Raw genomic sequence first — 23,932 nt, 5'->3', positions numbered from 1 at the left:
TGCAAAAATGCGGCATGTTGAATACGCTGCAACGTCGCTGGCCATGGCTCCTGGCCTGGGGCCTGATCACGGCCCTGGGCTGCCTGCTCTTGGGCCGCCTGGCGCTCACCCAATCACGCGAGGCCTTTGAAACCGACATGCGTATTGCCCACCGCCTGCTCAGCCAGCGTGTGGTGCAACATGACGCGGTGATGGCCACGCTGGCCTTGCTGCAGCCCCAGCGCGACAGCTCGTCTTCCATCCAGCCCGAGCAGCGCCTGGGGTCGGTCTACCCACAAATCCTCGCGGTGCAACGACGCGATCCGGGCGCCGCCTGGCCGCAGGACAAGCTACGCCTGGCCGAAGAAAAATCACGCCAGAGCCGCCACGCGGAACTGGCCGATGTGGACTTCAGCACAGGCCGCTACCAGTTGGTGCTGGGCGCCGACTCCACCAGTTATGCCTTGCTGATTGACCTGCGCAGCACCGTGCCCTGGAGCGAGTGGCCCATGCAGCCCGAACACAGCCCGGTGCGTGTCAGCCTGGACTATGGCGGTCAAAGTTTCCTGCTTCAGCCCGGGCAACTCGCCGGTACCGGTTGGCGTTTTGACTTTCACAAACACCTGGCCACCGAGAGCCAGCCTTTTGACGTGGTCGCCATTCGCCAGGTCGGCTGGGCTGAACTGCCCTGGGGTGAAATGTCAGCCTGGGCGGCGCTGGTTGCGGCCCTGTTGGGTGCGTGGATGGCGGTGCTGCGCCAGCGCACGGCGCGCCGGCGCGCCGAAGAGTTGTTGCGCCTGGGCCAGGTCGCGCGTTTGAATTCATTGGGCGAACTTGCCGCCGGCCTGGCACATGAGTTGAACCAGCCCCTGACCGCCGTGCTGGCCAACACCCAGGCCGCCAGCCGCCTACTGGACGAAGACCCGCCCGAATTTGGCACAGCGCGCAAGGCAATGGCACAAGCGGTGGAACAGGCCAGACGGGCGTCCGAGGTGGTGGGACGCCTGCGCCGCGCCATCGAACGGCCGGAGCTGGCCGGTGAGGTTCGGCCGGTGTTGCTGCAGGACACCGTGCGCAATGCGCTCTACCTGCTGGAGCCCGAATTCAGGCGCCGCAACGTCGTGCTGCCGGAGATCGAATCGGCCGGCCAGCCAGGCGCTGTCCTGGCGGACCCGGTGGCGCTGGAACAAGTCATCCACAACCTGCTGATGAACGCCTTGCAGGCGCTGGAGCAGGTGGCCGCACCCCAACGCCAGCTCACGCTGACGCTGCGCGAGGACCAACACCAAAGCGTATTGAGCGTGCGCGACAGTGGCCCCGGCATCCCGCCTGAACTGCTGACGCGTATTTTTGAACCCTTCTTCACCACCCGGGCTGGCGGCCTGGGTCTGGGCCTGAGCTTGTGCGAGACCCTGGTCAGCAACATGGGCGGCACGCTGAGCGCCCACAAGCTCGCACCACAGGGCGCGGAATTCCGTCTGAGCCTGCCGCTGGCAACGACGCCCTCAGGAACCACAGCATGAGCGCAAGCAGTACAACGGCAGCCACGCTGTCACCGGTCATCCACCTGATTGACGACGACGACGCCGTGCGCAGCAGCCTGGCTTTGTTGATCGGCACCGTCGGCCTGCGTGTACAGCCTTGGGCCGATCCGCAGGTATTCATGCAGGACTTCGACCGGCAAACCATAGGCGCGATCGTGCTGGACGTGCGTATGCCCGGCGTGAGCGGCCTGAGCATTCTCGACACCCTCATCGCCCAGGGCGTGGACCAGCCCATCATCATGCTGACCGGCCACGGCACGGTGGAGATGTGCCGCCGCGCCTTCAAGGCCGGGGCCGCGGAGTTCCTGGAAAAACCCGTGAACGACGAGCAACTGCTGGAAGCGCTGCAAAACGCCGTGCGCCAACATGTCCAGTCGCGTGAACGGAACAAGATCGACCAACACGCACAGGCACGCTATGCCCAACTGACGGAGCGCGAGCGCGAGGTCTTAGGCCTGATCGTTGCCGGGCTGACCAACAAGGAAATCGGTCGTGCGCTGGATGTCTCGCCGCGCACCGTGGAAACCCACCGCGCCAACCTGTTTGCCAAGCTGGAGGCCGAGTCGCTGGCGCAGCTGATACGGCATTACGCTGCGCTGGTTGACGCCAAGCCCTGACGCAGCCGATTCAGCGGCACAGCCTTACTCCGTAGTTTTACGGAACCCGGCGCGTAGCCCTACGAATGGGCAAAGGTGTCACCATTTTTTAAAGTTCTTCCACGGTTGATTGAACCGTTTCACACAGAATTAATGGAGAACACCACATGCGCAACGTTTTCAAAATTTCCGCTCTTGCCCTGTCCCTCGTGGCCGCCGCTGCCAGCGCCCAGGGCGTGCGCACCGAGAAAAACATCTCCCTGGAGCTGGCCAACCAGATCGCTGCCGCCACCGTCGCCGCCTGCACGGCCAATGGTTATGCCGTGGGCGTGACCGTGGTGGACCGCGCCGGCACCGTGCGCGCCGTACAACGCGCTGACAATGCCGGCCCGCACACCCTGGCCGCCAGCCTGCAGAAAGCCTTCACCTCGGCCTCCGCCAAAAACACCACGCTGGCCATGATGGAAGGCGCGCAGAAAAACCCCGGCGCCGCCAACCTGACCGATATCCCCGGCTTTTTGCTCTTGGGCGGCGGCGTGCCGGTCAAGGTCGGCAATGACACCATAGGCGCCGTCGGTGTGGGTGGCGCACCCGGTGGCCACCTGGACGAAGCCTGCGCCGTGGCCGCGCTGGACAAGGTCAAGGACCAGTTGAAATAAACCCCGAAAGGATGCTGCCATGACCACCCGCCCGCTTCGTCTGCCCCTGAGCCACCTGGTGTTGGTCGCAGCCTGCGGGCTGCTGACTCTGGCGGCCCTGCCCGCGGCGGCCCAGGTCGCCCCGGGCGCCACGGAAGTGGCCGCCTACAAAGGCCTACACGCCGCCGCCCACAAGGGCGACCTGGCCAAAATTGAAAAACTCGTCGCCGCCAAAGCCGAGCTGGATGCCCGCGATGGCAACGGCCGCACACCGCTACATGTGGCGACTTTTGCGAAACAAGCAGGCGCAATCAGCGCGCTGGCGAAAGCGGGCGCCAACATCAACCTGCTGGACAAGGACAGGTACGACGGCGTGACCATCGCCTCGGTCGCCGACGACGAAGAAACCTTGCGTGTGTTGCTGGCACTGGGTGCCAGCGCCCAACAAATCACCAGCCGCTACGACGGCAGCGCCCTGATCGCCGCCGCCCACCTGGGCCACGACGGCGTGGTGAAACAGCTGATCATGGCTGGCGCACCGCTGGACCACGTCAACAACCTGCACTGGACGGCCGTGATCGAGTCCATCGTGCTGGGAAACGGCGGGCCGCGCCACCAGGAAACCTTGCATGCCTTGATCGCCGCGGGCGCGAACCTGCAGTTGACCGACCGCCAGGGCAACACACCGCTGCAGCTGGCCAAATCCCGTGGCTACCGTGAGATGGTGCGGATGCTGGAACAGGCCGGTGCGCGTTAACGCTCGCTGAAGCGACGCCGAGGGTTGTTCCCGGGGTCGGCCGCGGACCCGCGCCGCTAGGATGAAGGCGCGCAGCATCCGGCTGCGCGCGATTCACCCCCGAGGAGACAAGATGAAACTTCACAAACGCGGCACCATCTTCGTGCTTGGCGGCCTGCTAACCTTGGCGGCCGGCGGCCTTTTTGCACAGGCTTCTGGCCTGACGCGTGTCATGGTCGGCAAGGCGGATGTTTCCGTGCCCGGCCGCGAAGCCGTGATTGCCCGTGTGGATGTTGCGCCCGGTGCCAAGGCCGGCCGCCATACCCATCCCGGCGACGAAATCAGTTATGTGCTGGAAGGCGAGGCCACGCTGCTGGTTGACGGGCAGCCCCCGCGTCAGGTCAAGGCCGGCGAGTCCTTTGTGGTGCCAGCCGGCGTGGTGCATGACGCCCACAACAACGCGGCCGTTCCGATCAAGCTGGTCGGTGTGTATGTGGTTGAAAAGGGCAAACCGCTGGCAACACCGGCGCCCTGATTTCAGGCCAGCGTCACCCGCGCAAACTTGCGTTTGCCGACCTGGACCACATAAGTCCCGGCATTGAGCTTGAGGGCCTTGTCGCTCACCACGCTGGAATCCACCCGCACGCCCCCGCCTTCAATCAGCCGGGTCGCGTCCCCGCCCGAGCTGGCCAGGCCTGCGGCCTTGAGCACGGCACCAATGCCCAGCGGGGCGCCAGACAGCGACACTTCGGGGATTTCATCCGGCACGCCGCCTTTGCTGCGGTTGATGAAGTCCTGTTCGGCCGCATCTGCCGCCGCGGCGCTGTGAAAGCGCGTGGTGATTTCTTTGGCCAGCGCCACTTTGGCGTCTTTGGGGTTGCGGCCCGCCTCGACTTCTTTTTTCAGGGCCGCGATCTCGGCCTCGCTTTTGAAGCTGAGCAAGGTGTACCACTTCCACATCAACACGTCGGAAACCGACAACACCTTGGCGAACATGGTGTTGGGCTCTTCGGAAATGCCTATGTAGTTGTTTTTGCTTTTGGACATCTTCTCGACGCCGTCCAGGCCTTCGAGCAGCGGCATGGTCAGGATGCACTGCGGTTCCTGGCCATATTCCTGCTGCAGGTGGCGCCCCATCAACAGGTTGAATTTCTGGTCGGTGCCGCCAAGCTCCAGGTCGGATTGAAGCGCCACCGAGTCATAACCCTGCATCAGCGGGTACAAAAACTCATGCACGCTGATAGGTGTGCCGGCCTTGAAACGGTCGTTGAAGTCGTTGCGCTCCATCATGCGGGCGACCGTGTAGCGGGACGCCAGCTGGATCATGCCGGTGGCGCCCAGGGGTTCGCTCCACTCGCTGTTGTAACGAATTTCGGTTTTGGCCGGGTCCAGCACCAGGCTGGCTTGCCGGTAATAGGTCTCGGCATTGACCTTGATCTGCTCGGACGTCAACGGCGGTCGGGTCGCGTTGCGGCCGGATGGATCGCCAATCAAGGAGGTGAAATCGCCAATCAGGAAAATGACCGTGTGGCCCAGATCCTGGAGCTGGCGCATCTTGTTCAGCACCACTGTGTGGCCAATGTGGATGTCCGGCGCGGTCGGGTCCAGCCCCAATTTGATGCGCAGCGGCACGCCCGTAGCTTCGCTGCGCGCCAGTTTTTTGACCCATTCGTCCTGGGGGATCAACTCTTCGCAGCCTCGCAGAGAGACGGCCAGGGCCATCTTTACACGGTCAGTCACTGGGTAGTTTGTAACAAGCTCTTGATTCATAAGGGTTTTTCACATGTCGGGCAGTTGTCCGACAGATATAATCGCTGTTTCGCCATGCCGGGCCCCTGTATCAACTGGCCCGCAAATTGCAAACCGATTCTAAGTTGTTGCCCGTCGCCCCCGTATTTTGTGGCCGCGCAACACCACCGCCAGTTGTTATCAGGCTGCTGACCGCAGCCTGATGCCTATATAAGTTGGGAATTCCAGTTTTGATCAAAAACGATCTCTCACGCGGCCTGCAAGCCGTTGCCAGTTTTCTGCGTCGCCACCCCAAACGAATCACCGGTAGCTTGGCCGCCTTGCTTTTGGGCACAGGTGTCACCGCTTTTGGCGTCGCGCCACTGGCGCCCGATGCCTCGGATCTACCTGTGCGCCAGATTCTGGAAGCCGTGCAGAGCTTGCCGACAGAAAGCCAGACCGAAGCCCTCGGTGATTTCCGCTTCAAGCTGTTTCGCACCGAAACCACACGCAGCAGCGACACCGCGGATGCCTTGCTCAAGCGCCTGAACATCGACGACACGGCCGCAGCCGCCTTTTTGCGCAGCGATGAAAACGCCCGGCTGGTCTTGGCAGGCCGCCCCGGCAAAACCGTCACGGCAGAAGCCAGCGACAGCCAGCAATTGCTCAAGCTCAGCATGCGCTGGCCTACCGACGACGAAACACAGTTCAAACGCCTGGTGATCGAACGCAGCGCCACCGGCTTGGTCTCACGTGTGGAAACCGCGCCTTACGTCAGCTCCAACCGGCTGGCCAGCGGCAGCATCCAGACCTCGCTGTTCGCCGCGACCGATGACGCCCGTATTCCCGACGGTGTGGCCGTGCAGGTGGCAGAAATTTTCTCCAGTGACATTGATTTCCGCCGTGCCCTGCGCAAAGGTGACCGCTTCAATGTGGTGTATGAAACCCTGGAAGCCGATGGCGAGGCCTTGCGCACCGGCCGGGTGTTGTCGGCCGAGTTCGTCAACGACGGCAAAGCCTACCAGGCCATGTGGTTCCAGCCGCCAGGCCAGGACGCAACAGGCACAGCCCATAAAGGGGCTTATTACACCCTGGACGGCAAAAGCCTGCGCCGCTCCTACCTGAGTTCGCCGGTGGAGTTCTCCCGCATCAGCAGCGGTTTTTCCATGCGTTTTCACCCCATCCTGAAAAATTGGCGCGCGCACCTGGGCACCGATTTTGCCGCAGCCACGGGCACACCCGCACGTACCGTGGGTGACGGTGTGGTCGAGTTCTCCGGCGTACAAAACGGCTACGGCAACGTGGTATTTGTCAAACACCGCAACGGCCACGAAACGGTTTACGCCCACCTGAGCAAACTGATGGTGCAAAAAGGCCAGAACGTCAGCCAGGGCCAGACCATTGGCCTGGTCGGCGCCACCGGCTGGGCCACCGGCCCACACCTGCATTTTGAGTTCCGCGTCAACGGCACCCAGCAGGACCCGATGACCATCGCCCGCCAAAGCGAGACCATTCCGGTCTCCGCCGCCGCCCTGCCCGCCTTCAAGCAATTGGCTCAGAACGTCAAGATCGAGCTGCAGGCCGCCACCACCATAGGCCAGACCCGGGCGGAATAAGCCTTCTATCTGGACTCGTCAAAAAAGCGCTCTTGATGGGCGCTTTTTTTATGCCCGCCTGTACTGCAAAATGGGCACATGTCTGATCTTTACATTGGCCTGATGTCAGGCACTTCGCTGGACGGCGCCGATGGCGTTTTGCTTGATTTTTCAGGTCCCGGCTTACGTGTCCTGGCGGCGGCGAGTGAACCCTTTGCCCCCAGTTTTCGCGCTGAACTGCTGGCGCTCAACACCCCTTCTCACAACGAGTTGCACCGTGCGGCCCTGGCCGGCAATACGCTGGCGACGGTTTATGCTGACGTCGTGAAGGCCTTGCTGACCCAGGCGGCGCCACAAGGCATCCTGCCCGCCCACATCCAAGCCATAGGGGCACACGGCCAGACCGTCAGGCACCAGCCGCCAGACAGCCCCAACGCGCCCAGAGGGTCCGGCTACACCCTCCAGCTCAACAACCCGGCCTTGCTGGCCGAGCTGACCGGCATGGATGTGGTGGCCGACTTCCGCAGCCGTGATGTGGCGGCGGGCGGCCAGGGGGCGCCGCTGGTGCCGGCCTTTCACCAAAGCATGTTTGGCGCTGCCGACAGCATGGTCGCGGTACTGAACCTGGGCGGCATTTCCAACCTCAGCGTGTTGCCGCCCACCGGCACAGCACCGGTGCTGGGTTTTGACTGCGGGCCGGGCAATGCGCTGATGGATGCCTGGTGTCAGCAACACACCGGCCAGCCTTTTGATGCGGGCGGTGCCTGGGCGGCCAGCGGACAAGTGCTGCCGGCGCTGCTGGCCAGTCTGCTGGATGAGCCCTATTTTTCCAAGCCGCCGCCCAAAAGTACCGGGCGCGACCTGTTCAGCCTGCAATGGCTGTCCGCAAAACTGGCACCTTTTGCCTCAGAAAACCCTGAGGACATCCAGAACACATTGACCGAATTTACCTCCAGCGCTTGTATCACGGGCGTGAGCAGCTATGCAAAAGATAGCGAATCACTGATCGTGTGCGGCGGCGGCGCGTTTAACCAGCACCTGATGCGACGCCTGCAAGCCGGTTTGCCTTCCTTGCGCGTGTCATCTTCGGAGGCCCATGGCCTGCCGCCCCTGCAGGTGGAGGCAGCTGCGTTTGCCTGGTTGGCACGCCAGGCCGTCCAACGCCAGCCCGGCAACCTCGCCAGCGTGACGGGGGCGGCCGGTCAGCGGGTGCTGGGTGCCATTTATCCGGCGTAAACCCTGGCCAGCCCCGATTAACCCTGGCCCGACGCCTCGGGTTCTTCAGCTTTTTTGACCACCCGCACCTCGGGCGACAACTGCCAGAAAATGCCTGCAGAGGCCAGCGTCATCAAACCCATGCAGGCAAACGTGGCTTGAAAGGCATGCAGTGTCTGCGACGCCTGGGCACTGCCAAAAAAGCCGGTAAAGCCCGCCAGCACAGCCCCGGCCGCAGCCACGCCCATGCTCATGGCCAGCATCTGCACCATGGACAGCAGGCTGTTGCCGCTGCTGGCGTTGCTGCTGTCCAGGTCACGCAGGGTGACCGTGTTCATGGCCGTGAACTGCATGGAGTTAACCGCACCAAACAAGGCCAGTTGCAGGATGTGCAGCCACAAGGGCTGGGAAGGCGTGACAAAGGCAAAACTCGCCATCGTGAGCCCCACCAGCAGGGTGTTGGTGACCAGCACCTGGCGGTAGCCGTAACGTGTGATCAGCGGCGTCGTCACACGTTTGACCAGCATGCTCGCCAGCGCCACCGGCACCATCATCATGCCCGCCTGCATGGGTGAATAACCCAGACTGAGCTGCAGCAGCAAGGGCACCAGGAAGGGCATGCAGGAGCTGCCCAGGCGCGAGAAAAGATTGCCCAGCAAACCAATGCTGAGCGTGGGAATGGAAAAAAGCTGCGGAGAAAAAAGTGGATCCGGCCGCTTCGCCGCATGCAGCCAGTAGGCGGTCAGGCTGGCCATGCCGAACACCAGCAAAACCAGCACACTGGCCTGCTTGAGGCCCAGCCCCGACAAGCCGTCCACCGCCAGCGATACCGCCACCATGCCAAAGGCCAGCAGCAAATACCCCGCCAGGTCAAAACGTGGCGTATCCGGCCGCGGGTTGTCCTGCATGTAAAACACCGTGGCCACACAACCGATCAGGCCCACCGGAATATTGATCAGAAACACCCAGTGCCAGGTCGCCACCTCGACCAGCCAGCCGCCCAGCGTGGGGCCAATCAAGGGGCCGACCAGACCGGGAATCGCGATAAAACTCATGGCCTGTAGAAAACGCTCGCGCGGATAGGCCCGCAGCACCGCCAGCCGCCCCACCGGCAGCAACAAGGCACCGCCCAGGCCCTGCACCACGCGCGCTGCCACCAACTGACTCAGGTTGCCGGACAGCGCGCAGGCCACCGAGCCGATCACAAACAGGACGATGGCCGCCACATACACCCGCCGCGTGCCAAAACGGTCGGCGATCCAGCCGGAGGCCGGAATCAGCATGGCCATGGTCAGTGAATACGCCACCACCACCGACTGCATGCGCAAAGGGCTTTCGCCAAAACTTTTGGCCATGGCCGGCAAGGTCGTGTTGACGATGGTGGCATCCAGCGTCTGCATGAAAAACCCGACCGCCACCAGCCAGAGCAGGATGCGCAATGATTTTTCTTCGGCTGGGGCGGTGGTCGGCATGTTTCTACGGTTTGGGTATTGCAGCGATGGCGAGCAGACAGTAAAAAGCCGCCTCAGGGGCGGCTTTCAGGACAGGCTGGCGGGTGTTTAGGCAGAAAAGCTGGAACCGCAGCCGCAGGTGCTGGTGGCGTTGGGGTTTTTGATCACGAACTGGGCGCCTTCGAGGTCGTCCTTGTAATCAATCTCGGCGCCGACCAGGTATTGGTAACTCATGGCGTCGATCAACAAGGACACGCCATTTTTGGTCATGGTGGTGTCGTCTTCGTTGGTGATTTCGTCAAAGGTGAAACCGTACTGGAAACCGGAACAGCCGCCACCCTGCACAAAAACACGCAGTTTCAGATCTGGATTGCCTTCTTCGGCGATCAGATCAGCCACTTTGGCCGCGGCACTGTCGGTAAATACAAAAGGTGCGGGCATTTCAGTCTGGATGTTTTCAGCTACTGCGCTCATGGGGGACTCCGTTCTTCAAACTCAATAATTCATCGTACCGCAATTCAAGCAACCACAGCGCCTGCCCTGAATTGGGGCTGATTGTAAGCGCCCACTAGCACGACCACTTTCGGCGCCGGTTCTAGCCGTTGTTGGCCGCCAGCTTGAGCAGGGGTTTGTCGCTCACTTCATGGTTGATGGGCCGCAACTGACCAAAGATGACGGCACCCTGGTGCATTTCAAGTGCTTTGTAGGCCACATCCCCCTGGATGGTCGCCTTGGGCTGCAACTCCAGCAACTCCAGGGCATGCACCGGACCCATCACGCGACCATTGATGATGACATGGTCGGCGTAAATGTGGCCGGTGACACAGGCCGACTCGCTGATCACCAGAATACTGGGACTGCCTTCATTGGCCCGGATGTCGCCAATCACTTCACCATCGATACGCAAGCCGTCGGTGAACTTCAGATTACCTTCAATACAGCTGCCCTGGGCAATCAAACTTTTGATCGGAGGCTGTGTTTTTTTACCGAACATGAAAAAATCCTGTGGGTTGGGCCGCGGACGTCAGAGTTTGACGGTATGCACGGAACGGACAGCCGTTCCTTCGAGCACTTTGGCGGTCACCGTTTTTACCACGGCCGAGGCCGGCAAATCGAGCACCCCCTCGATGCGGCGGTACTGCTTGAACTGCAGGGGCTGGGCGCCGCCGGGCAAACTCGCGGTCCACGGCTTGCCCGCCAGGGTGCCGTTAAACGTCAGCTCCAGCCGGCCATTGAACACAGGCGCATCCTTCACGGGCTGAATCACCAGCACCTGCCACTTGACCTGCATGTCGGACAAGGCATCGGCCTGCAAGCCGCGGATGGCGACACTTTCCACACCACCAGCGGGCAGGAGTTTTTCGAAAAATCCCAAGTCATCGCGCAGCAGCCGGTTATCGGCTTCCAGCTGCTTGAGCTGGCCCTGCATCTTTTCCTGCGCGGCTTTTTCGGCCGTCAGCAGGCTGCCCGAGATATTCGCAATCGACTGCGACTTGTCGCGCTCAGCGCGCAGCGCCGCGACCTCCTCACGCAGTTTTGTCAGTTCAAGCTTGGCATCCTTGTCCAGCCCGGCAATGCTGACACCCAGTTCAAAAGTCCACAAGGCGATGGCGGCCGAAAAACCCAGCACTACCGCGCCCATCGCCCAACGTATCGGCCAAGGCATGGCACTGCGAATGGCCATGCGGGGTGAGCTGATGGTCAAGCGGCGACGGAACAGGCGGAATTTCAAGGGCAGATCCTGCGGTTTTCAGTACAAGAGCGTGCATTGTGCACGCCGAGCGGCACAGCCATGAAAAAAGCCGCCAGGCGCAAACCGGACGGCTTTTTCGGGAACAGCAAAAACGAATTAACGCTTGCTGAACTGCTTGCGACGACGTGCCGAACGGAAGCCGACTTTTTTACGTTCGACTTCACGTGCATCACGTGTGACAAACCCGGCCTGGCTCAACGCTGGCTTGAGGGTGGTGTCATAGTCGATCAGCGCGCGGGTGATACCGTGGCGGATCGCGCCGGCCTGGCCGGACTCGCCACCGCCGTGAACGTTGACCATGATGTCAAACGTTTCGACGTGGTTGGTCAGGTGCAGCGGCTGCTTGCAGATCATGATCGAGGTTTCACGACCGAAGAACGCCTGGATGTCCCGGTCGTTCACGGTGATCTTGCCTGTGCCTTTTTTGATAAACACGCGGGCGACGCTTGATTTGCGACGGCCGGTGCCATTGTTCCATTCACCAATCATCAATAGCTCCTTAGATGTCCAGCACTTTAGGCTGTTGGGCGGTATGCGGATGCTCTGCACCACCGTACACCTTGAGCTTTTTGATCATGGCGTAACCGAGCGGGCCCTTGGGCAGCATGCCCTTGACGGCTTTTTCCAGGGCGCGGCCCGGGAACTTGGTCTGCATGTCGCGGAAGTTGGTCGCCGAGATACCGCCGGGGTAACCCGAATGACGGTAATAAATCTTGTCTGTCGACTTGGCGCCGGTGACACGAAGCTGGGCTGCGTTGATGATGACGATGAAGTCACCGGTATCGACGTGAGGCGTATAAATGGCCTTGTGTTTGCCGCGCAAACGGAGAGCAACTTCGCTGGCTACTCGTCCGAGGACCTTGTCGGTCGCGTCAATCACAAACCACTCATGCACCACGTCAGCGGGTTTTGCGCTGAAAGTTGTCATGGGTTTACTTTTCAAGTTGGTTTGAGCAGCCCTTTTCCACGGTCGGTGTTTCTCTGACGGAAACCTCTTAGGTGGGAATCAATGCCTCGCCGCGGGGCCAGCCGATCGCTGCGAAGCCTGCCATTATACAAAACCCGGGGATTTGCGCCAGTTGCCGGGTTCCGGACCCGCCGGCCAAGGGCCATTCCCGGGCTGAACGGGACTAAAAGCCCTCGAACCGCTTGCTGTTTTGCAGCCGGGCCTTGTTTTCGACACACAGGGCCAGCCCCGCCATCTCCGGTTTCTGGCACTGGCGGTAAATACACATGGGCCGGCTTACAAAGTTGCTGTCGGCGCAATACACACGCGGGTCGGGCGCGGCGGCACGCGACGGCGCAACCGCCTCCGCACGTTCAGACACGGTCGCCGCCACCGAAACCGGGGCAGGAACGGGCGGCGGGCTGCCCGCATCGACCGGCGCGGCGTGTGTTTTACCCGATGGCCGCTTGGGCGCAAGGGCCGGGCCGGACGGCACAGGCGGATGATCCGGTGCGGTCGACACCGGTACGGTTGTTGCCAGCACCGCCTGCGCGCCATCTCGCGCAGCTGTGGTCAGGTCGGCCTTGCGTTCACTTTCCGCAGCTGGGGAAATAGCGCCCACCGACGCCACCAGCCCGGCATCGGGCGCCCCGCTGCCCCTAGGCATGAACAGCGCGGCGGACAGCGCCAGCAAAACCAGCCCCGCCGCGCCGGCGCCCACACGCCACGGCCAGCGGCTTTGATGAATCGCCTTCTTGACGGCGGCGTCCCGGCGCCGAACCGGCACCGCCAGGGCTTGTGTCGCTTGATCGCTGGGTCTGCGTTGGGGACGTGGCCTGGATTCTTCGAGGACAGCCGGTACCGTCCTGCCAGCCCCGGTGGGTACCGGCGCGCCTGGCGGCCCCCAGAGAGCGCCGAGTTCGGCACGCCAGTCGAAACGGGACATGCCATTGGGCGTTTCAAGCGCCATGGCCTGCACCAGGGCGGCCACGCTTTGCGGCCTGTCCTTGGCCTCGATGGCCAGCGCCTGACCGATGGCCAGCACAAAGGCCGGGCTGTAGCTCAGGCCAAATTGCTCCTGCACGGTGCGCGCCACGCGGGCAAAAGGCGGCAAGCGATCCCGCACCACGCGAAGGGTGGCGGGCAAGGGTGGTTTGCTGCACAACAAGCCATGCACGACGGCGGCCACAGCGTACAAGTCGGTCCACGGCCCCTGGCGTGAGCCCAAGGCGCCTGCGTGTTGTTCCAGTGGCGCGTAGCTCAGCTTGAGCGCATCCCCCAGGTCCTGGGACTTGCCGCCTATGGCGTGGCGCGCGGCGCCCAGGTCCAGCAACACCGGTGGCCCGATGTCCTGCAAAAAGATGTTGTCAGGCGAGACATCCCGGTGCACAGCCTGCCCGTGGTGCAGGGTTTTGAGAGCGCCCAACACCGCCCACAAGACCTTGCGCAGCCAGGCCTCGGACGGCGGGGAGCGCATCTGGTCGCGTGCCGCCTGCAGTGTCATGCCGCGGTACAAGGGCATCACCATGTAGGCGGTCTGGTGGCCTTCCCAATAACGGAAAACCTTGACCAGCGAGGGGTGGTCAAACTGCGCCAGCAAACGGGCTTCGGCCACAAACGACTGGAGCCCGGCCTGGAAAGCCAGCTGATCGACCGGCTCACGCACCCGCACCGCGCTGTCAGCGCCGCGGCAGGCCAGCGCGGCCGGCATGTATTCCTTGATGGCGACCGGCCGCTGCAGCGAATGATCAAACGCCTGGTAGACCATGCCGAAACCGCCGACCCCCAGCAGCCCCAGCAGCTCGAATTCGGCCAGCCGCGTCCCTGGCGGCAGAGCCTGCGCATAGCTGATCAGAGAAACAGGGGTCGTGGACGACAGGTCGGTCATGGGTGGCGGCAGGCAAACAGGGCTTTTGTTAGTAATTAGGCATGGTGGCCCAGCCAGCGTCAAGACACCTTGTCCGCTAGGGCCCCGCGTCCGTCGGACGGGCGTACCTCATCGCAAAAATAGACTACCCCTGCAACACGCGGCGAAAGACGTGAGAGCCCGTTAACATAGCCCCATGTTTAGTTATCGCCACGCCTTCCATGCCGGCAACCATGCCGACGTGCTCAAGCACACCACGCTGATCGCGTTGATGAAGTATTTGACCCAAAAAGACACGGCACTGACCGTGATCGACACCCATGCCGGGGCCGGGCTGTATCGCCTCGACGGGGATTACACCGAAACCAGCGGCGAAGCCCAGGACGGCATCTTTCGCCTGCTTTCAGCATCAAAAGCGCCTGCAGCCCAGGCAGGAAAATCGCCAACAGCTACCAAAAGCGTAGCGCCCGCCAAAACAGGCAAAGCCGCAGCCGAGCAACCCCTGGCGCCGGTGCTGCAGGATTACGTCGATTTCCTGCGCAGCTTGAACCCGCAGTTTGCCGAAACCGGCGATCCGGCCCATCTGAAAATTTACCCGGGCTCGCCGTTTATCGAGCAACATTATTTAAGCGGTCGCGACAAACTCAAGCTGTTTGAGTTGCACCCCACCGACTTCAAGTCGCTGACCGGCAACATCGAACAACTGGGCGTGGGCCGGCAAGTGACGGTCTCGCGCGAAGACGGCTTTGAAGTGCTGAAAACATTTCTGCCGCCGCCGGCGCGCCGCGCCATGGTTTTTTGCGACCCGAGTTACGAGATCAAGACCGACTACGGCCGTGTCGCGGTCATCATGGCCGATGCGGTCAAACGTTTTGCCACCGGCACTTACGTGGTCTGGTACCCCATTATTCCGCGCCCCGAAGCCCATGATTTGCCGCGCAAGCTGAAAACCCTGGCCACCAAATCCAGCCGCAGCTGGCTGCACGCCACCTTGACGGTCAAGTCCAGCAAACTCACGACCGACGAGGCCGGCGACGTCAAACGCCCCGGCCTGCCGGCCAGCGGCATGTTTGTGATCAACCCGCCGCACACGCTCAAGGCCGACCTGCAACTGGCGCTGCCGCAACTGGTGACGCGCCTCGGGCAAGACCGCAACGCCGGCTTCACGCTGGAACACGGCGGCTAAACAAGCCGCCTGAAAAGCCGCTTCGGCAGCCCTGCCAGCAATTAGCCGACCGATCGGTCGGCTAATTGTTATACTGCGAGAAATTGCCTTTTGGGCAAGCCCCGCATGACAGGAGCTTCCGCATGTACACCCAGTCCCTAGACGTGGCCGACAGCTCGGCACCGGCGCCGGTTGCCGCAGCACCCGACGCTTTGCAAGCGCGTTTCGACCAGAAGATCGATACCGACCAGAAAATCGAGCCGCAGGACTGGATGCCCGAGGCCTACCGCCGCACCCTGGTCCGCCAGATCAGCCAGCACGCGCACAGCGAAATCATCGGCATGCAGCCCGAGGGCAACTGGATTTCGCGCGCACCCTCGCTCAAACGCAAGGCGATTTTGCTGGCCAAGGTGCAGGACGAAGGCGGCCACGGCCTCTACCTTTATTCCGCCGCCGAAACCCTGGGCACATCGCGTGAGCACTTGCTGGACGCGCTGCACACGGGCAAGGCCAAATACAGCTCCATCTTCAACTACCCGACCTTGTTGTGGGCCGATGTCGGCGTGATCGGCTGGCTGGTCGACGGCGCGGCCATCATGAACCAGGTGCCGATTTGCCGCTGTTCTTACGGGCCGTATGCACGCGCGATGATTCGCATCTGCAAGGAAGAAAGTTTTCACCAGCGCCAGGGCTTTGAAAGCCTGATGGTGCAAATGCAGGGCACGCCCGAACAACGCGCGATGGTGCAGGACGCGGTGAACCGCTGGTGGTGGCCGGTGCTGGCGATGTTCGGCCCGCCGGACGCGGAAAGCAGCAACAGCGCGCAAGGCATGCGTTGGGGCATCAAACGCATTTCCAACGACGACCTGCGCCAGAAGTTTGTCGATGCCACCGTGCCGCAGGCCGCCATCCTCGGCGTGACTTTGCCCGACCCCGATTTGACCTGGAACGAGGAACGCGGACAACACAACTACGGCGCCATCGACTGGGACGAGTTCTGGGCTGTCGTCAACGGCAATGGCCCCTGCAACAAGGAACGCCTGGCCACACGGGTGCAAGCGCATGAAGACGGCCAATGGGTGCGTGATGCGGCCCTGGCCCATGCAGCCAAACAACGGGCACGCGCCTTGAAGGAAGCCGCATGAGCAATCCACAAAACGACTGGCCGCTGTGGGAAGTGTTTGTGCGCAGCAAACAGGGCCTGGAGCACAAACATTGCGGCAGCTTGCATGCGGTGGATGCGCAACAGGCGCTGCAGATGGCGCGCGACGTCTACACGCGGCGCCAGGAAGGGGTGAGCATCTGGGTTGTGCCGTCCAGCACCATCACCGCCAGCGCACCCGACGACAAGGCGGAATTTTTCGAGCCCATGGGCGACAAGATTTACCGGCACCCGACTTTTTACGACATCCCGGACGAAGTGGGCCACATGTGATGGCGACCTCCCTGGACTACCTCCTGCACCTGGCCGACAACGCCCTGGTGCTGGGTCAGCGCAATGCCGAATGGTGCGGCAACGGCCCGGTGCTGGAAGAAGACATTGCCCTGGCCAACATGAGCCTGGACCTGATAGGCCAGGCGCGGCTCTTGTACCAACACGCCGCAAGCGTCCAGGGAGGCGGTGCGAGCGAAGATGCCCTCGCCTACTTCCGTGATGCCAAGGATTTTCGCAACTACACCCTGCTTGAACTGCCGCATGCCTCCAACACGGCTGAGCGCGACTATGCGGTGACCATCGTCCGCAATTTCCTCTACAGCGCATGGATGTTGCTGCTGTGGGACGCGCTGCAGGACTCTAAAGATACGCAACTGGCCGCGATCGCCGGAAAGTCGCTCAAGGAAGTGCGTTACCACTTTCGCCATTCGCGCGACTGGCTGATACGCCTGGGTGACGGCACCCCCGAGTCACAGTCCCGCACGCAATGGGCTTTGACGCATTTAATACCTTACACCCAGGAATATTGGGCGCAGACAGCTATCGAAACAGTAGCAATTCCGGAAGGCATCGCGGCAGACACACGCGTTTTAAAAACACACTGGGACGCACTGCTTGACGAAGCCCTGAAGGAAGCCGGTCTCCAGCGCCCGACCTCCCTGGTGAACCTGCCGCACGGAAAAAATGGCGAGCACAGCGAACACCTGGCGCCCTTGCTGGCCGACATGCAAGGCCTGGCGCGCGCCCACCCGGAGGCGCAGTGGTGATGAACACCGTGCAACACATCTGGGACGTGCTGGAGGCCGTGCCCGATCCGGAAATACCGGTGGTCTCCATCCGCGAGCTGGGCATCTTGCGCGATGTGCGCGAGGGTTTGCATGGGTTTGAGATTGTCATCACACCCACCTACAGCGGCTGCCCGGCCATGGGGCAGATCACAGACGACATCCAGGCAGCGCTGGCGCAGCACCACATCCTCAATCCGCGTGTGACGACGCAACTGGCGCCGGCCTGGACCACCGACTGGATCAGCCCGGCCGCCAAGGACAAGTTGCGCGACTACGGCATCGCCCCGCCGCATGTGGCGGCAGCCCCCGGCACCCAGACCATCCGTTTTGCGCCGCCGCGGGAAGCGCGCCTCGCCGTGAGTTGCCCGCAATGCGGCTCGGCCAACACCACCGAAACCTCGCACTTCGGCGCCACCGCCTGCAAGGCGCTGTACAAGTGCCTGAACTGCCTGGAGCCCTTCGATTACTTCAAGCCGTATTGATGGCCCCCACGCTTGTCACTTCGTGTACTGCGCTGCCCCCCGAGGGGGCCGCTGCGCCTGCGGGCCGGCGGAGCCGGACCCGCGGCCCTGGCTGGTGAAGGCGCCACCCCCCTCACGCAATATGTCCTACTTCCATCCTCTCACCATCACCCGCGTCACGCCCGAAGCGGCCGGCGCGGTCGCCATCAGTTTTGCCATTCCGTCGGACTTGCGCGAGGTGTTCCGCTTCCAGCCGGGGCAGTTTTTGACGCTCAAGGCGACCCTGGGCACGGAGTCGGTGCGGCGCAGTTATTCCATCTGCAGCAGCACACAACGCCTGGCCGCGCAGCATGAGATCGAGGTGGGCATCAAGCCGGTTGAAGGCGGCATTTTCTCCAACTGGGCCACGCGCTTGCAAGCCGGTGACACGCTGGACGTGATGCCGCCTGAGGGCCGCTTCACGCCGCGCTTGACGGGCGCGCGGCACCGCGTCGGCTGGGCAGCCGGCTCGGGCATCACGCCGCTGTTGTCCATCATCAGCAGCACGCTGGCCAGCGAACCCGATTCGCGTTTCACCCTGGTGTACGGCAACCAGCACATCAACACCATCCTGTTCAACGAGGCGTTGCAAGACCTGAAAGACCGCTACCCGGCGCGCCTGACCCTGGTCCATGTGTTCTCGCGCCAGGCTCAGGAAGTGGCGCTTTTCAACGGGCGGCTCGACGAAGCCAAGGTCGGCGAACTGCTGGCCCGGCTGGTGCCGGCCGACAGCATTGACGAGACCTTTGTCTGCGGCCCCGAGGCCATGATCGAAGCCTGCGAGTTGGCCTTGCGGGCAGCCGGTGTGCCGCGCGAGCGTATCCATGCGGAGCGTTTCACCACCGGAGCGCGCAGCCCCATAGCTACCAAATTTATAGCTGCCAGCGCTCATGGAATAAGGGCTGGAGGCCAAAATGGCTCTATAAACACAGAAGAATCCGGCGCCATCCGCCTGTCGGTACAACTGGACGGCAAGTCACACGAATTACGCATGCACGCGGATGAACGTGTGCTCGACGTGGCGCTGGCGGCGGGGCTGGACCTGCCCTACAGCTGCAAAGGCGGCGTCTGCTGCACCTGCCGCGCCAAGGTCATAGAGGGCCGGGTGCACATGGAAAAAAACTTCACACTGGAAGACTGGGAAGTGCAGAAGGGTTTTGTGCTGAGCTGCCAGGCGCGGCCGCTGAGCGACAGCCTGAGCATCAGCTACGACGAAAGATAGTGGGCCCCCACGCTTGTCACTGCGTGTACCGCGCTGCCCCCCGAGGGGGCTAATTTTTCTTGGGGCAGCCCTGCGAAAAATTGGCCCGCACGCTACTGCCGATGGCGTTCAGTTGGTTCGGGAATTCCACACATGAAGCTCAAACACCGCGTCGCCGGCAGGGATCTTGAGCTGGCTGAAAACCGCTTGTGTCGCCGCTTGTGCGGCCTGGTCCCAGCGCGCCACCGCCTGCAGTTCTTCCGGGGTCCGGGCATCGAAGGGATTTTCCGCGCTCAGGGAACGCACGGCCAGGCATTCGCAATAAGCGCCGCGTACGGCAGACGGGCCGCCCAAAGCGCTCTCCAGAACTTCCAGAAACTTCTTTTCAGCAGCTTGACGCTGCGTATTTGACAGGCCATTGGCCGCCAACAGGGATGCGTTGTATTTGCTCTGCGCTCTCATGGTCGATGCGACTTGGGGGAAACCCCGATCTTACGACCTTGGCGTCACCCCGCAGCCCTCGCTCCTAATATTTGAGCGCCGTGCTTTTGCCCCAGAACACCCGATAGGCAAATATCGTGTACCCGACGATCACCGGCAACACCACCAGCGCACCGACCAGGATCACGCCCATCGATGCGGGCGCTGAGGCCGACTGCCAGATCGTCAGCTTGTCGATCACCAGCCACGGGAAGATGCTGTAGGCCAGGCCGTAAAACGCCAGCAGAAACACCCCCACCGTCGAGCCAAACGGCACCCAGACACCGTATTCATTGCCCTGCGCCAGCCGCACCGGCAAACGCTGCAGGCTGCGGTGAATGATCCAGAACAAAACCGCCGTGGCCGCCGGAATCGGCAACAGCAACACGATGTTCGGAAAGGAGAACCATTTGGCATAAATGCTGGCGCTGACCAGTGGTGTGGCGATCGAAATCGCGGCGATGCCGGCCATGGTGAACCACAGGCTGCCGCGCGCCCAGCGCACCGCCTGCAGTTGCAACGCACCTTCGGTCTTCATGATCAGCCAGCCCGCACCCAGCAGGCAATAGGCCGCCACCAGCGCCAAACCTATCACCGCGTTGAACACCATGTTCCAGGGGCCGGCGGCAAAACCGGTGATCAGCGCGCCCAGCATGTAGCCTTGACTCCAGCCAGCCAGCAGCGAGCCGCTGTAAAACAGCCGGTTCCATAAAGGCTTGCGCGCCGCGTGCGCCTTCACCCGGAAGTCAAAGGCCACACCGCGCAGCATCAGGCCTATCAGCATCATGGCCACCGGCACATACAGCGCGCCCAGGATGATGCCGTAACCCTTGTGAAAGACCGTGAGCAAGATACCCACGCCCAACACCAGCCAGGTTTCATTGGCGTCCCAGAAAGGGCCGATGCTGGCCACCATGGTGTCCTTGTCCTCGTCGCTGGCGCGGCGCATCAGCACACCCACGCCCAGGTCGTAACCGTCCAGGATCACATAGGCCAACATCGCCAGGCCCATGACCACGAGAAAAACAATCGGCATCCAACCGGCAGCCTGCGTCAGATCGGGGGCGAGATCAAGCATGGGAGGCTCCTTCTTTTTCAGGATAGTTCATGACATTGAGCTGATCCTCCAGCCGCGCGACCTGGGGTTTGGGGCGCGCCAGGTAAAACACCACCGAGATGTAGGCCACCAGCAGCGACACATACAGCGTGAGGTAAAGCACCAGCGTGAACGCAATCGTCGGCGCCGGTACTTTAGAGGCCGCATCGGCCGCCGTCAACACGCCGCTCACCAGCCAGGGCTGGCGCCCGATCTCGGTCACATACCAGCCGGCGATCAGCGCCACCCAGCCCGCAAACGTCATGGCCACCAGCACGCGGGCATGCCAGACGGTCAAGCTGCGGGTCTGGCCTTTTCTCCACGGCGCGAGTTGAATCGTCGTGGCCCAGCTCACGGCCAGCATCAGCAGGCCGACACCAACCATGATGCGAAAGGCCCAGAACACCGGCGCCACCGGCGGGTGTTTGCCCTCGAACTGGTCCAGGCCCTTGACCTCGCCGTCCCAGCTGTGTGTCAGGTAGAGCGAGGCCAGTTTCGGGATGGCGATTTCGTAATGGTTGCTGCGCGTTTTTTCGTCGGGCAAGGCAAACAACACGGCGGGCACACCTTTTTCGGTCTTCCAGATGCCTTCCATCGCCGCCAGCTTGGCCGGCTGGTGCTCCAGGGTGTTCAGGCCATGCAGGTCACCCGCCACAATCTGCAGGGGAATCAGCACCGCCGCCAGATAGACACCGGTTTTCAGGCTGGCCATCACGTCGGCGCCGCGCTCCTGGCGCAACCAGCGGTAGGCCGACACACCCGCCACCAGAAAGGACACCGTCAGCCCCGAGGCCAGCAACATGTGCACCAGGCGGTAGGGAAACGAGGGGTTGAAGATCACTTCAAACCAGCTCGTGACATGGGCCTGGCCGTTGATCATCTCGAAGCCGGCCGGTGTCTGCATCCAGGAGTTGAGCGCCAGAATCCAGAACGCCGACAGTGTTGTGCCGCCGGCCACCAGCCAGGTCGCCACCGTGTGTGTGGTTTCACTGACGCGGGACCGCCCGAACAGCATCACGCCCAGCATGGTCGCTTCCAGGAAAAACGCCGTCAGCACTTCGTAGGCCAGCAACGGCCCGGCGATGTTGCCCACCGTTTCCATGTAGCCCGGCCAGTTGGTGCCGAACTGGAAACTCATGGTGATGCCGCTGACCACGCCCAGCGCAAAGGTCAGCGCAAAAATTTTCACCCAGAACTGGTAGGCATCCATCCAGTGCTGCTGCCCGGTCTTGACGAAGCGCAGCTTGAAAAACAGCAGCACCCAGCCCAGCGAGATACTGATCGTCGGAAACAGGATGTGAAAAGTGATGTTGGCCGCAAATTGAATACGCGCCAGCAGAAATCCATCAAGGCCGTCCATGGTCATCTCCCTTCTTTATCGTTCGTGTTATCGAAGATCCGGCCAGCAGGTTTGTGATCGGCAGCACCCGATGGTTGAGTTGCCATGGTGTCCCGTGCCGGCTTGCCTGTCAAACCGGCAACCACCTTGCCTGTCAGCTTGTCCTTGACCTCCAGCAGCTTGGCGACCTTGGCGCCCATCTTCATCAGGCTGACCAGGGTGGCCGAATCCATCTTCTGCACATCGGCCAGCCAGCCCGTCATCAGCTCGATCAAATCGTGCATCTGTTTCATGCGCGCCTGGGCGTGGATGTCGTCCTCGTGCGCCGGCTGCTCCATCAGTGCGTCGCGCAACATGGACAAGGTCGGGTCGATTTCGCGCTTGCGCCGCTCCTCGGCCAGGGTGCGAAAGATGGCCCAGACGTCTTCAGGCGCCTGGAAATACTCGCGCCTGTCATTCGGCAGATGCTGCAGCCGCACCAGGTTCCAGGATTGCAGTTCTTTCAGACTCATGCTCACGTTGGAGCGCGAAAAACCCAGCGCCTCGCCAATATCGTCAGCATTCAGGGCGCGCGGCGAGACATACAAAAGTGCGTAAATCTGGCCAACGGTGCGGTTAATGCCCCATCGACTGCCCATTTCTCCAAAATGGAGGACAAAACGCTGGGTCAGGGGGGCTAGGTTCATGGCGGCTTTTATTTACTGAATTTTCAGGAATTACTGAAAGTATAGTAATCAAAAGACGGTTGCACCAGCTGTGAATGCTTGCCGCACCATGACGTGAGGCTATTGCTGCCTCCATCCCAAAACGGGGGGAAAGCACCGACCCACGCAAAGGAAGCCCGGTGCACAAACAGAACCTAAACTCGATTGCCGCGGGGCTTGTCGAAAAACTATTTAGCTAGGGAGCCGAAGTGGAATCAAAAAATTCTTTGCGGAACAATAACTTGGTGGGTTTATTCAGCGCCATGCCCTACCGCAGCGGCCTTTTTATACCGCAGTGATTGCGGTCTACATTACGTTAGGCGTCATAAACCACCAAGGAGGTTCTCGTGTCGATGGAATACCAATTCAAGGAGTGGCTGATTCAGCAAGGCAAGCCGTCGGCCGCAAAGAACTATCCGCAGGCGATAAACCTCGTCTCTCAGCACTATTCGAACGCGACAGGACAGAAGCTCAACATCTACGAGATTACCGATCAAGTGCTGATCAGCGAGATTGCACACGCATACAGTCAATCGGGCAAGTACTCCGACTATGGGTACGAGCAGCACAGTAGGTTTCGCGCCGCGATCAATCGCTACGCGGAATTCTTCGTTCAGTATCAAAAACCTGAGATCCTTACTCCTACGATTGAAGAAGCTGAAGCCGCAGCGCCGGAGACCAACTTCGCGTACGAGAAAGACCTTCAAACCGCAATATGCGCGCATATATCGGAGCTTTTCCCCAACTACAGGATTTTCGGCGGAAACTCTTCAGGCATCGAATACTCGATTGAAAGTAAGCGAATTGACATCCTTCTTGAAGACGCAAAGACCGGTGATCTTCTCGCTGTTGAGTTGAAGTCAGGGACAGCCGACTACCGAGTATTTGGCCAGGTTTCGATGTACATGGGCCTCTTGATGACGAAGTTCCCAGAGCGTAAGGTTTCTGGCGTCATCGTTGCCGGCAGTGTTGATCCAGGCCTGAAGCACGCTTGCACGACGACGGACAGAATCGGATTGAAGGTCTATCGCATGTCGGTCGAGCTCGATGACGCCTAACCCCTTACAGGGACTTCCCACGTAGTCAAGCATTGTTCGTGATAAGTTTTCCTTGGTGACGGTTTTCTTGCTTTGTCGTGAAATTGATGGTGCGAGGCAACGGGAACAGACTGCACAT

At 61.6% G+C, this 23,932-nt stretch carries 26 protein-coding genes; 14 read left to right on the top strand and 12 right to left on the bottom strand.

What is annotated here, in order from left to right:
* Positions 1–14 precede the first annotated feature (14 nt).
* From R6254_RS21415 to R6254_RS21395, 5 genes are all read left to right on the top strand, one after another.
* Complete coding sequence (locus R6254_RS21415; RefSeq protein ID WP_318409715.1) at positions 15–1,502, top strand: sensor histidine kinase; 1,488 nt, start codon at positions 15–17, stop codon at positions 1,500–1,502.
* On the top strand, positions 1,499–2,140 hold the full coding sequence (locus tag R6254_RS21410; protein WP_318409714.1) for a response regulator transcription factor: 642 nt from the start codon (positions 1,499–1,501) through the stop codon (positions 2,138–2,140). The genes R6254_RS21415 and R6254_RS21410 overlap by 4 nt, the downstream gene beginning before the upstream one ends.
* Before the next feature lie 146 nt (positions 2,141–2,286).
* Positions 2,287–2,778: a GlcG/HbpS family heme-binding protein gene (locus tag R6254_RS21405; protein WP_318409713.1), complete on the top strand. Its 492-nt coding sequence runs from the start codon at positions 2,287–2,289 to the stop codon at positions 2,776–2,778.
* A gap of 19 nt (positions 2,779–2,797) precedes the next feature.
* Positions 2,798–3,514: an ankyrin repeat domain-containing protein gene (locus R6254_RS21400; protein WP_318409712.1), complete on the top strand. Its 717-nt coding sequence runs from the start codon at positions 2,798–2,800 to the stop codon at positions 3,512–3,514.
* Positions 3,515–3,626: 112 nt separating this feature from the next.
* On the top strand, positions 3,627–4,028 hold the full coding sequence (locus R6254_RS21395; RefSeq protein WP_318409711.1) for a cupin domain-containing protein: 402 nt from the start codon (positions 3,627–3,629) through the stop codon (positions 4,026–4,028).
* Positions 4,029–4,030: 2 nt separating this feature from the next.
* Here R6254_RS21395 and tyrS read toward each other — a convergent pair whose 3' ends face one another.
* Complete coding sequence (gene tyrS, locus R6254_RS21390) at positions 4,031–5,263, bottom strand: tyrosine--tRNA ligase (protein WP_318409710.1); 1,233 nt, start codon at positions 5,261–5,263, stop codon at positions 4,031–4,033.
* A gap of 209 nt (positions 5,264–5,472) precedes the next feature.
* Between tyrS and R6254_RS21385 the strand changes: the two genes are divergently transcribed.
* Together R6254_RS21385 and R6254_RS21380 are read left to right on the top strand one after the other, a co-directional pair.
* The gene (locus R6254_RS21385; protein ID WP_318409709.1) at positions 5,473–6,837 is read left to right on the top strand and encodes a M23 family metallopeptidase; all 1,365 of its coding nucleotides are present in this window, start codon (positions 5,473–5,475) and stop codon (positions 6,835–6,837) included.
* Between the two features lie 78 nt (positions 6,838–6,915).
* Positions 6,916–8,052 (top strand): anhydro-N-acetylmuramic acid kinase, encoded by a 1,137-nt coding sequence (locus tag R6254_RS21380; RefSeq protein ID WP_318409708.1) that lies wholly within the window; start codon positions 6,916–6,918, stop codon positions 8,050–8,052.
* Positions 8,053–8,069: 17 nt separating this feature from the next.
* On the opposite strand, the gene mdtD is transcribed toward R6254_RS21380, so the two are convergent.
* From mdtD to R6254_RS21345, 7 genes are all read right to left on the bottom strand, one after another.
* Positions 8,070–9,503 (bottom strand): multidrug transporter subunit MdtD, encoded by a 1,434-nt coding sequence (gene mdtD / locus R6254_RS21375; protein ID WP_318409707.1) that lies wholly within the window; start codon positions 9,501–9,503, stop codon positions 8,070–8,072.
* A gap of 87 nt (positions 9,504–9,590) precedes the next feature.
* Positions 9,591–9,956, bottom strand: coding sequence for an iron-sulfur cluster insertion protein ErpA (gene erpA, locus R6254_RS21370; protein WP_096698577.1), 366 nt, complete (start codon positions 9,954–9,956; stop codon positions 9,591–9,593).
* A gap of 121 nt (positions 9,957–10,077) precedes the next feature.
* Complete coding sequence (locus tag R6254_RS21365; protein WP_318409706.1) at positions 10,078–10,476, bottom strand: bactofilin family protein; 399 nt, start codon at positions 10,474–10,476, stop codon at positions 10,078–10,080.
* Between the two features lie 30 nt (positions 10,477–10,506).
* The gene (locus R6254_RS21360; RefSeq protein ID WP_318409705.1) at positions 10,507–11,214 is read right to left on the bottom strand and encodes a DUF6776 family protein; all 708 of its coding nucleotides are present in this window, start codon (positions 11,212–11,214) and stop codon (positions 10,507–10,509) included.
* Between the two features lie 117 nt (positions 11,215–11,331).
* Complete coding sequence (rpsI, locus tag R6254_RS21355) at positions 11,332–11,724, bottom strand: 30S ribosomal protein S9 (RefSeq protein WP_318409704.1); 393 nt, start codon at positions 11,722–11,724, stop codon at positions 11,332–11,334.
* 10 nt (positions 11,725–11,734) lie between these two features.
* Entirely contained in the window at positions 11,735–12,163 is a 429-nt protein-coding gene (rplM, locus tag R6254_RS21350; RefSeq protein ID WP_318409703.1) for a 50S ribosomal protein L13, read from the bottom strand.
* Positions 12,164–12,365: 202 nt separating this feature from the next.
* Positions 12,366–14,069: a serine/threonine protein kinase gene (locus R6254_RS21345; RefSeq protein WP_318409702.1), complete on the bottom strand. Its 1,704-nt coding sequence runs from the start codon at positions 14,067–14,069 to the stop codon at positions 12,366–12,368.
* A 175-nt stretch (positions 14,070–14,244) separates the two neighbouring features.
* Here R6254_RS21345 and R6254_RS21340 point away from each other — a divergent pair, with 175 nt between their 5' ends.
* The 6 genes from R6254_RS21340 (at position 14,245) to paaE (ending at position 19,158) form a co-directional block, all read left to right on the top strand.
* Positions 14,245–15,234, top strand: a complete 990-nt coding sequence (locus R6254_RS21340) for a 23S rRNA (adenine(2030)-N(6))-methyltransferase RlmJ (RefSeq protein ID WP_318409701.1) — start codon at positions 14,245–14,247, stop codon at positions 15,232–15,234.
* 122 nt (positions 15,235–15,356) lie between these two features.
* Positions 15,357–16,358 (top strand): 1,2-phenylacetyl-CoA epoxidase subunit PaaA, encoded by a 1,002-nt coding sequence (gene paaA, locus R6254_RS21335; RefSeq protein WP_318409700.1) that lies wholly within the window; start codon positions 15,357–15,359, stop codon positions 16,356–16,358.
* A complete protein-coding gene (paaB, locus tag R6254_RS21330; RefSeq protein WP_318409699.1) occupies positions 16,355–16,648 on the top strand; it encodes a 1,2-phenylacetyl-CoA epoxidase subunit PaaB in 294 nt (97 codons plus the stop codon). The genes paaA and paaB overlap by 4 nt, the downstream gene beginning before the upstream one ends.
* Positions 16,648–17,415, top strand: coding sequence for a 1,2-phenylacetyl-CoA epoxidase subunit PaaC (gene paaC, locus R6254_RS21325; protein ID WP_318409698.1), 768 nt, complete (start codon positions 16,648–16,650; stop codon positions 17,413–17,415). The genes paaB and paaC overlap by 1 nt, the downstream gene beginning before the upstream one ends.
* Complete coding sequence (gene paaD / locus R6254_RS21320; RefSeq protein ID WP_318409697.1) at positions 17,415–17,918, top strand: 1,2-phenylacetyl-CoA epoxidase subunit PaaD; 504 nt, start codon at positions 17,415–17,417, stop codon at positions 17,916–17,918. Before paaC ends, paaD begins: the two co-directional genes overlap by 1 nt.
* A gap of 121 nt (positions 17,919–18,039) precedes the next feature.
* Positions 18,040–19,158: a 1,2-phenylacetyl-CoA epoxidase subunit PaaE gene (gene paaE / locus R6254_RS21315; protein WP_318409696.1), complete on the top strand. Its 1,119-nt coding sequence runs from the start codon at positions 18,040–18,042 to the stop codon at positions 19,156–19,158.
* Between the two features lie 108 nt (positions 19,159–19,266).
* On the opposite strand, the gene R6254_RS21310 is transcribed toward paaE, so the two are convergent.
* The 4 genes from R6254_RS21310 to R6254_RS21295 form a co-directional block, all read right to left on the bottom strand.
* On the bottom strand, positions 19,267–19,599 hold the full coding sequence (locus R6254_RS21310; protein ID WP_318409695.1) for a hypothetical protein: 333 nt from the start codon (positions 19,597–19,599) through the stop codon (positions 19,267–19,269).
* A 64-nt stretch (positions 19,600–19,663) separates the two neighbouring features.
* Positions 19,664–20,695, bottom strand: coding sequence for a cytochrome d ubiquinol oxidase subunit II (locus R6254_RS21305; RefSeq protein WP_318409694.1), 1,032 nt, complete (start codon positions 20,693–20,695; stop codon positions 19,664–19,666).
* On the bottom strand, positions 20,688–22,073 hold the full coding sequence (locus R6254_RS21300; protein WP_318409693.1) for a cytochrome ubiquinol oxidase subunit I: 1,386 nt from the start codon (positions 22,071–22,073) through the stop codon (positions 20,688–20,690). The genes R6254_RS21305 and R6254_RS21300 overlap by 8 nt, the downstream gene beginning before the upstream one ends.
* Positions 22,074–22,075: 2 nt before the next feature.
* Entirely contained in the window at positions 22,076–22,738 is a 663-nt protein-coding gene (locus tag R6254_RS21295) for a GbsR/MarR family transcriptional regulator (protein ID WP_318409692.1), read from the bottom strand.
* A gap of 371 nt (positions 22,739–23,109) precedes the next feature.
* Between R6254_RS21295 and R6254_RS21290 the strand changes: the two genes are divergently transcribed.
* The gene (locus R6254_RS21290; protein ID WP_318409737.1) at positions 23,110–23,814 is read left to right on the top strand and encodes an endonuclease NucS domain-containing protein; all 705 of its coding nucleotides are present in this window, start codon (positions 23,110–23,112) and stop codon (positions 23,812–23,814) included.
* Positions 23,815–23,932: the final 118 nt, after the last annotated feature.

The organism is Polaromonas potterensis (assembly GCF_033446725.1).
Classification (GTDB): Bacteria; Pseudomonadota; Gammaproteobacteria; order Burkholderiales; family Burkholderiaceae_C; genus Polaromonas.
Note: the sequence above shows the minus strand (reverse complement) of the source record. Positions and strands in the feature narration are given on the sequence as shown.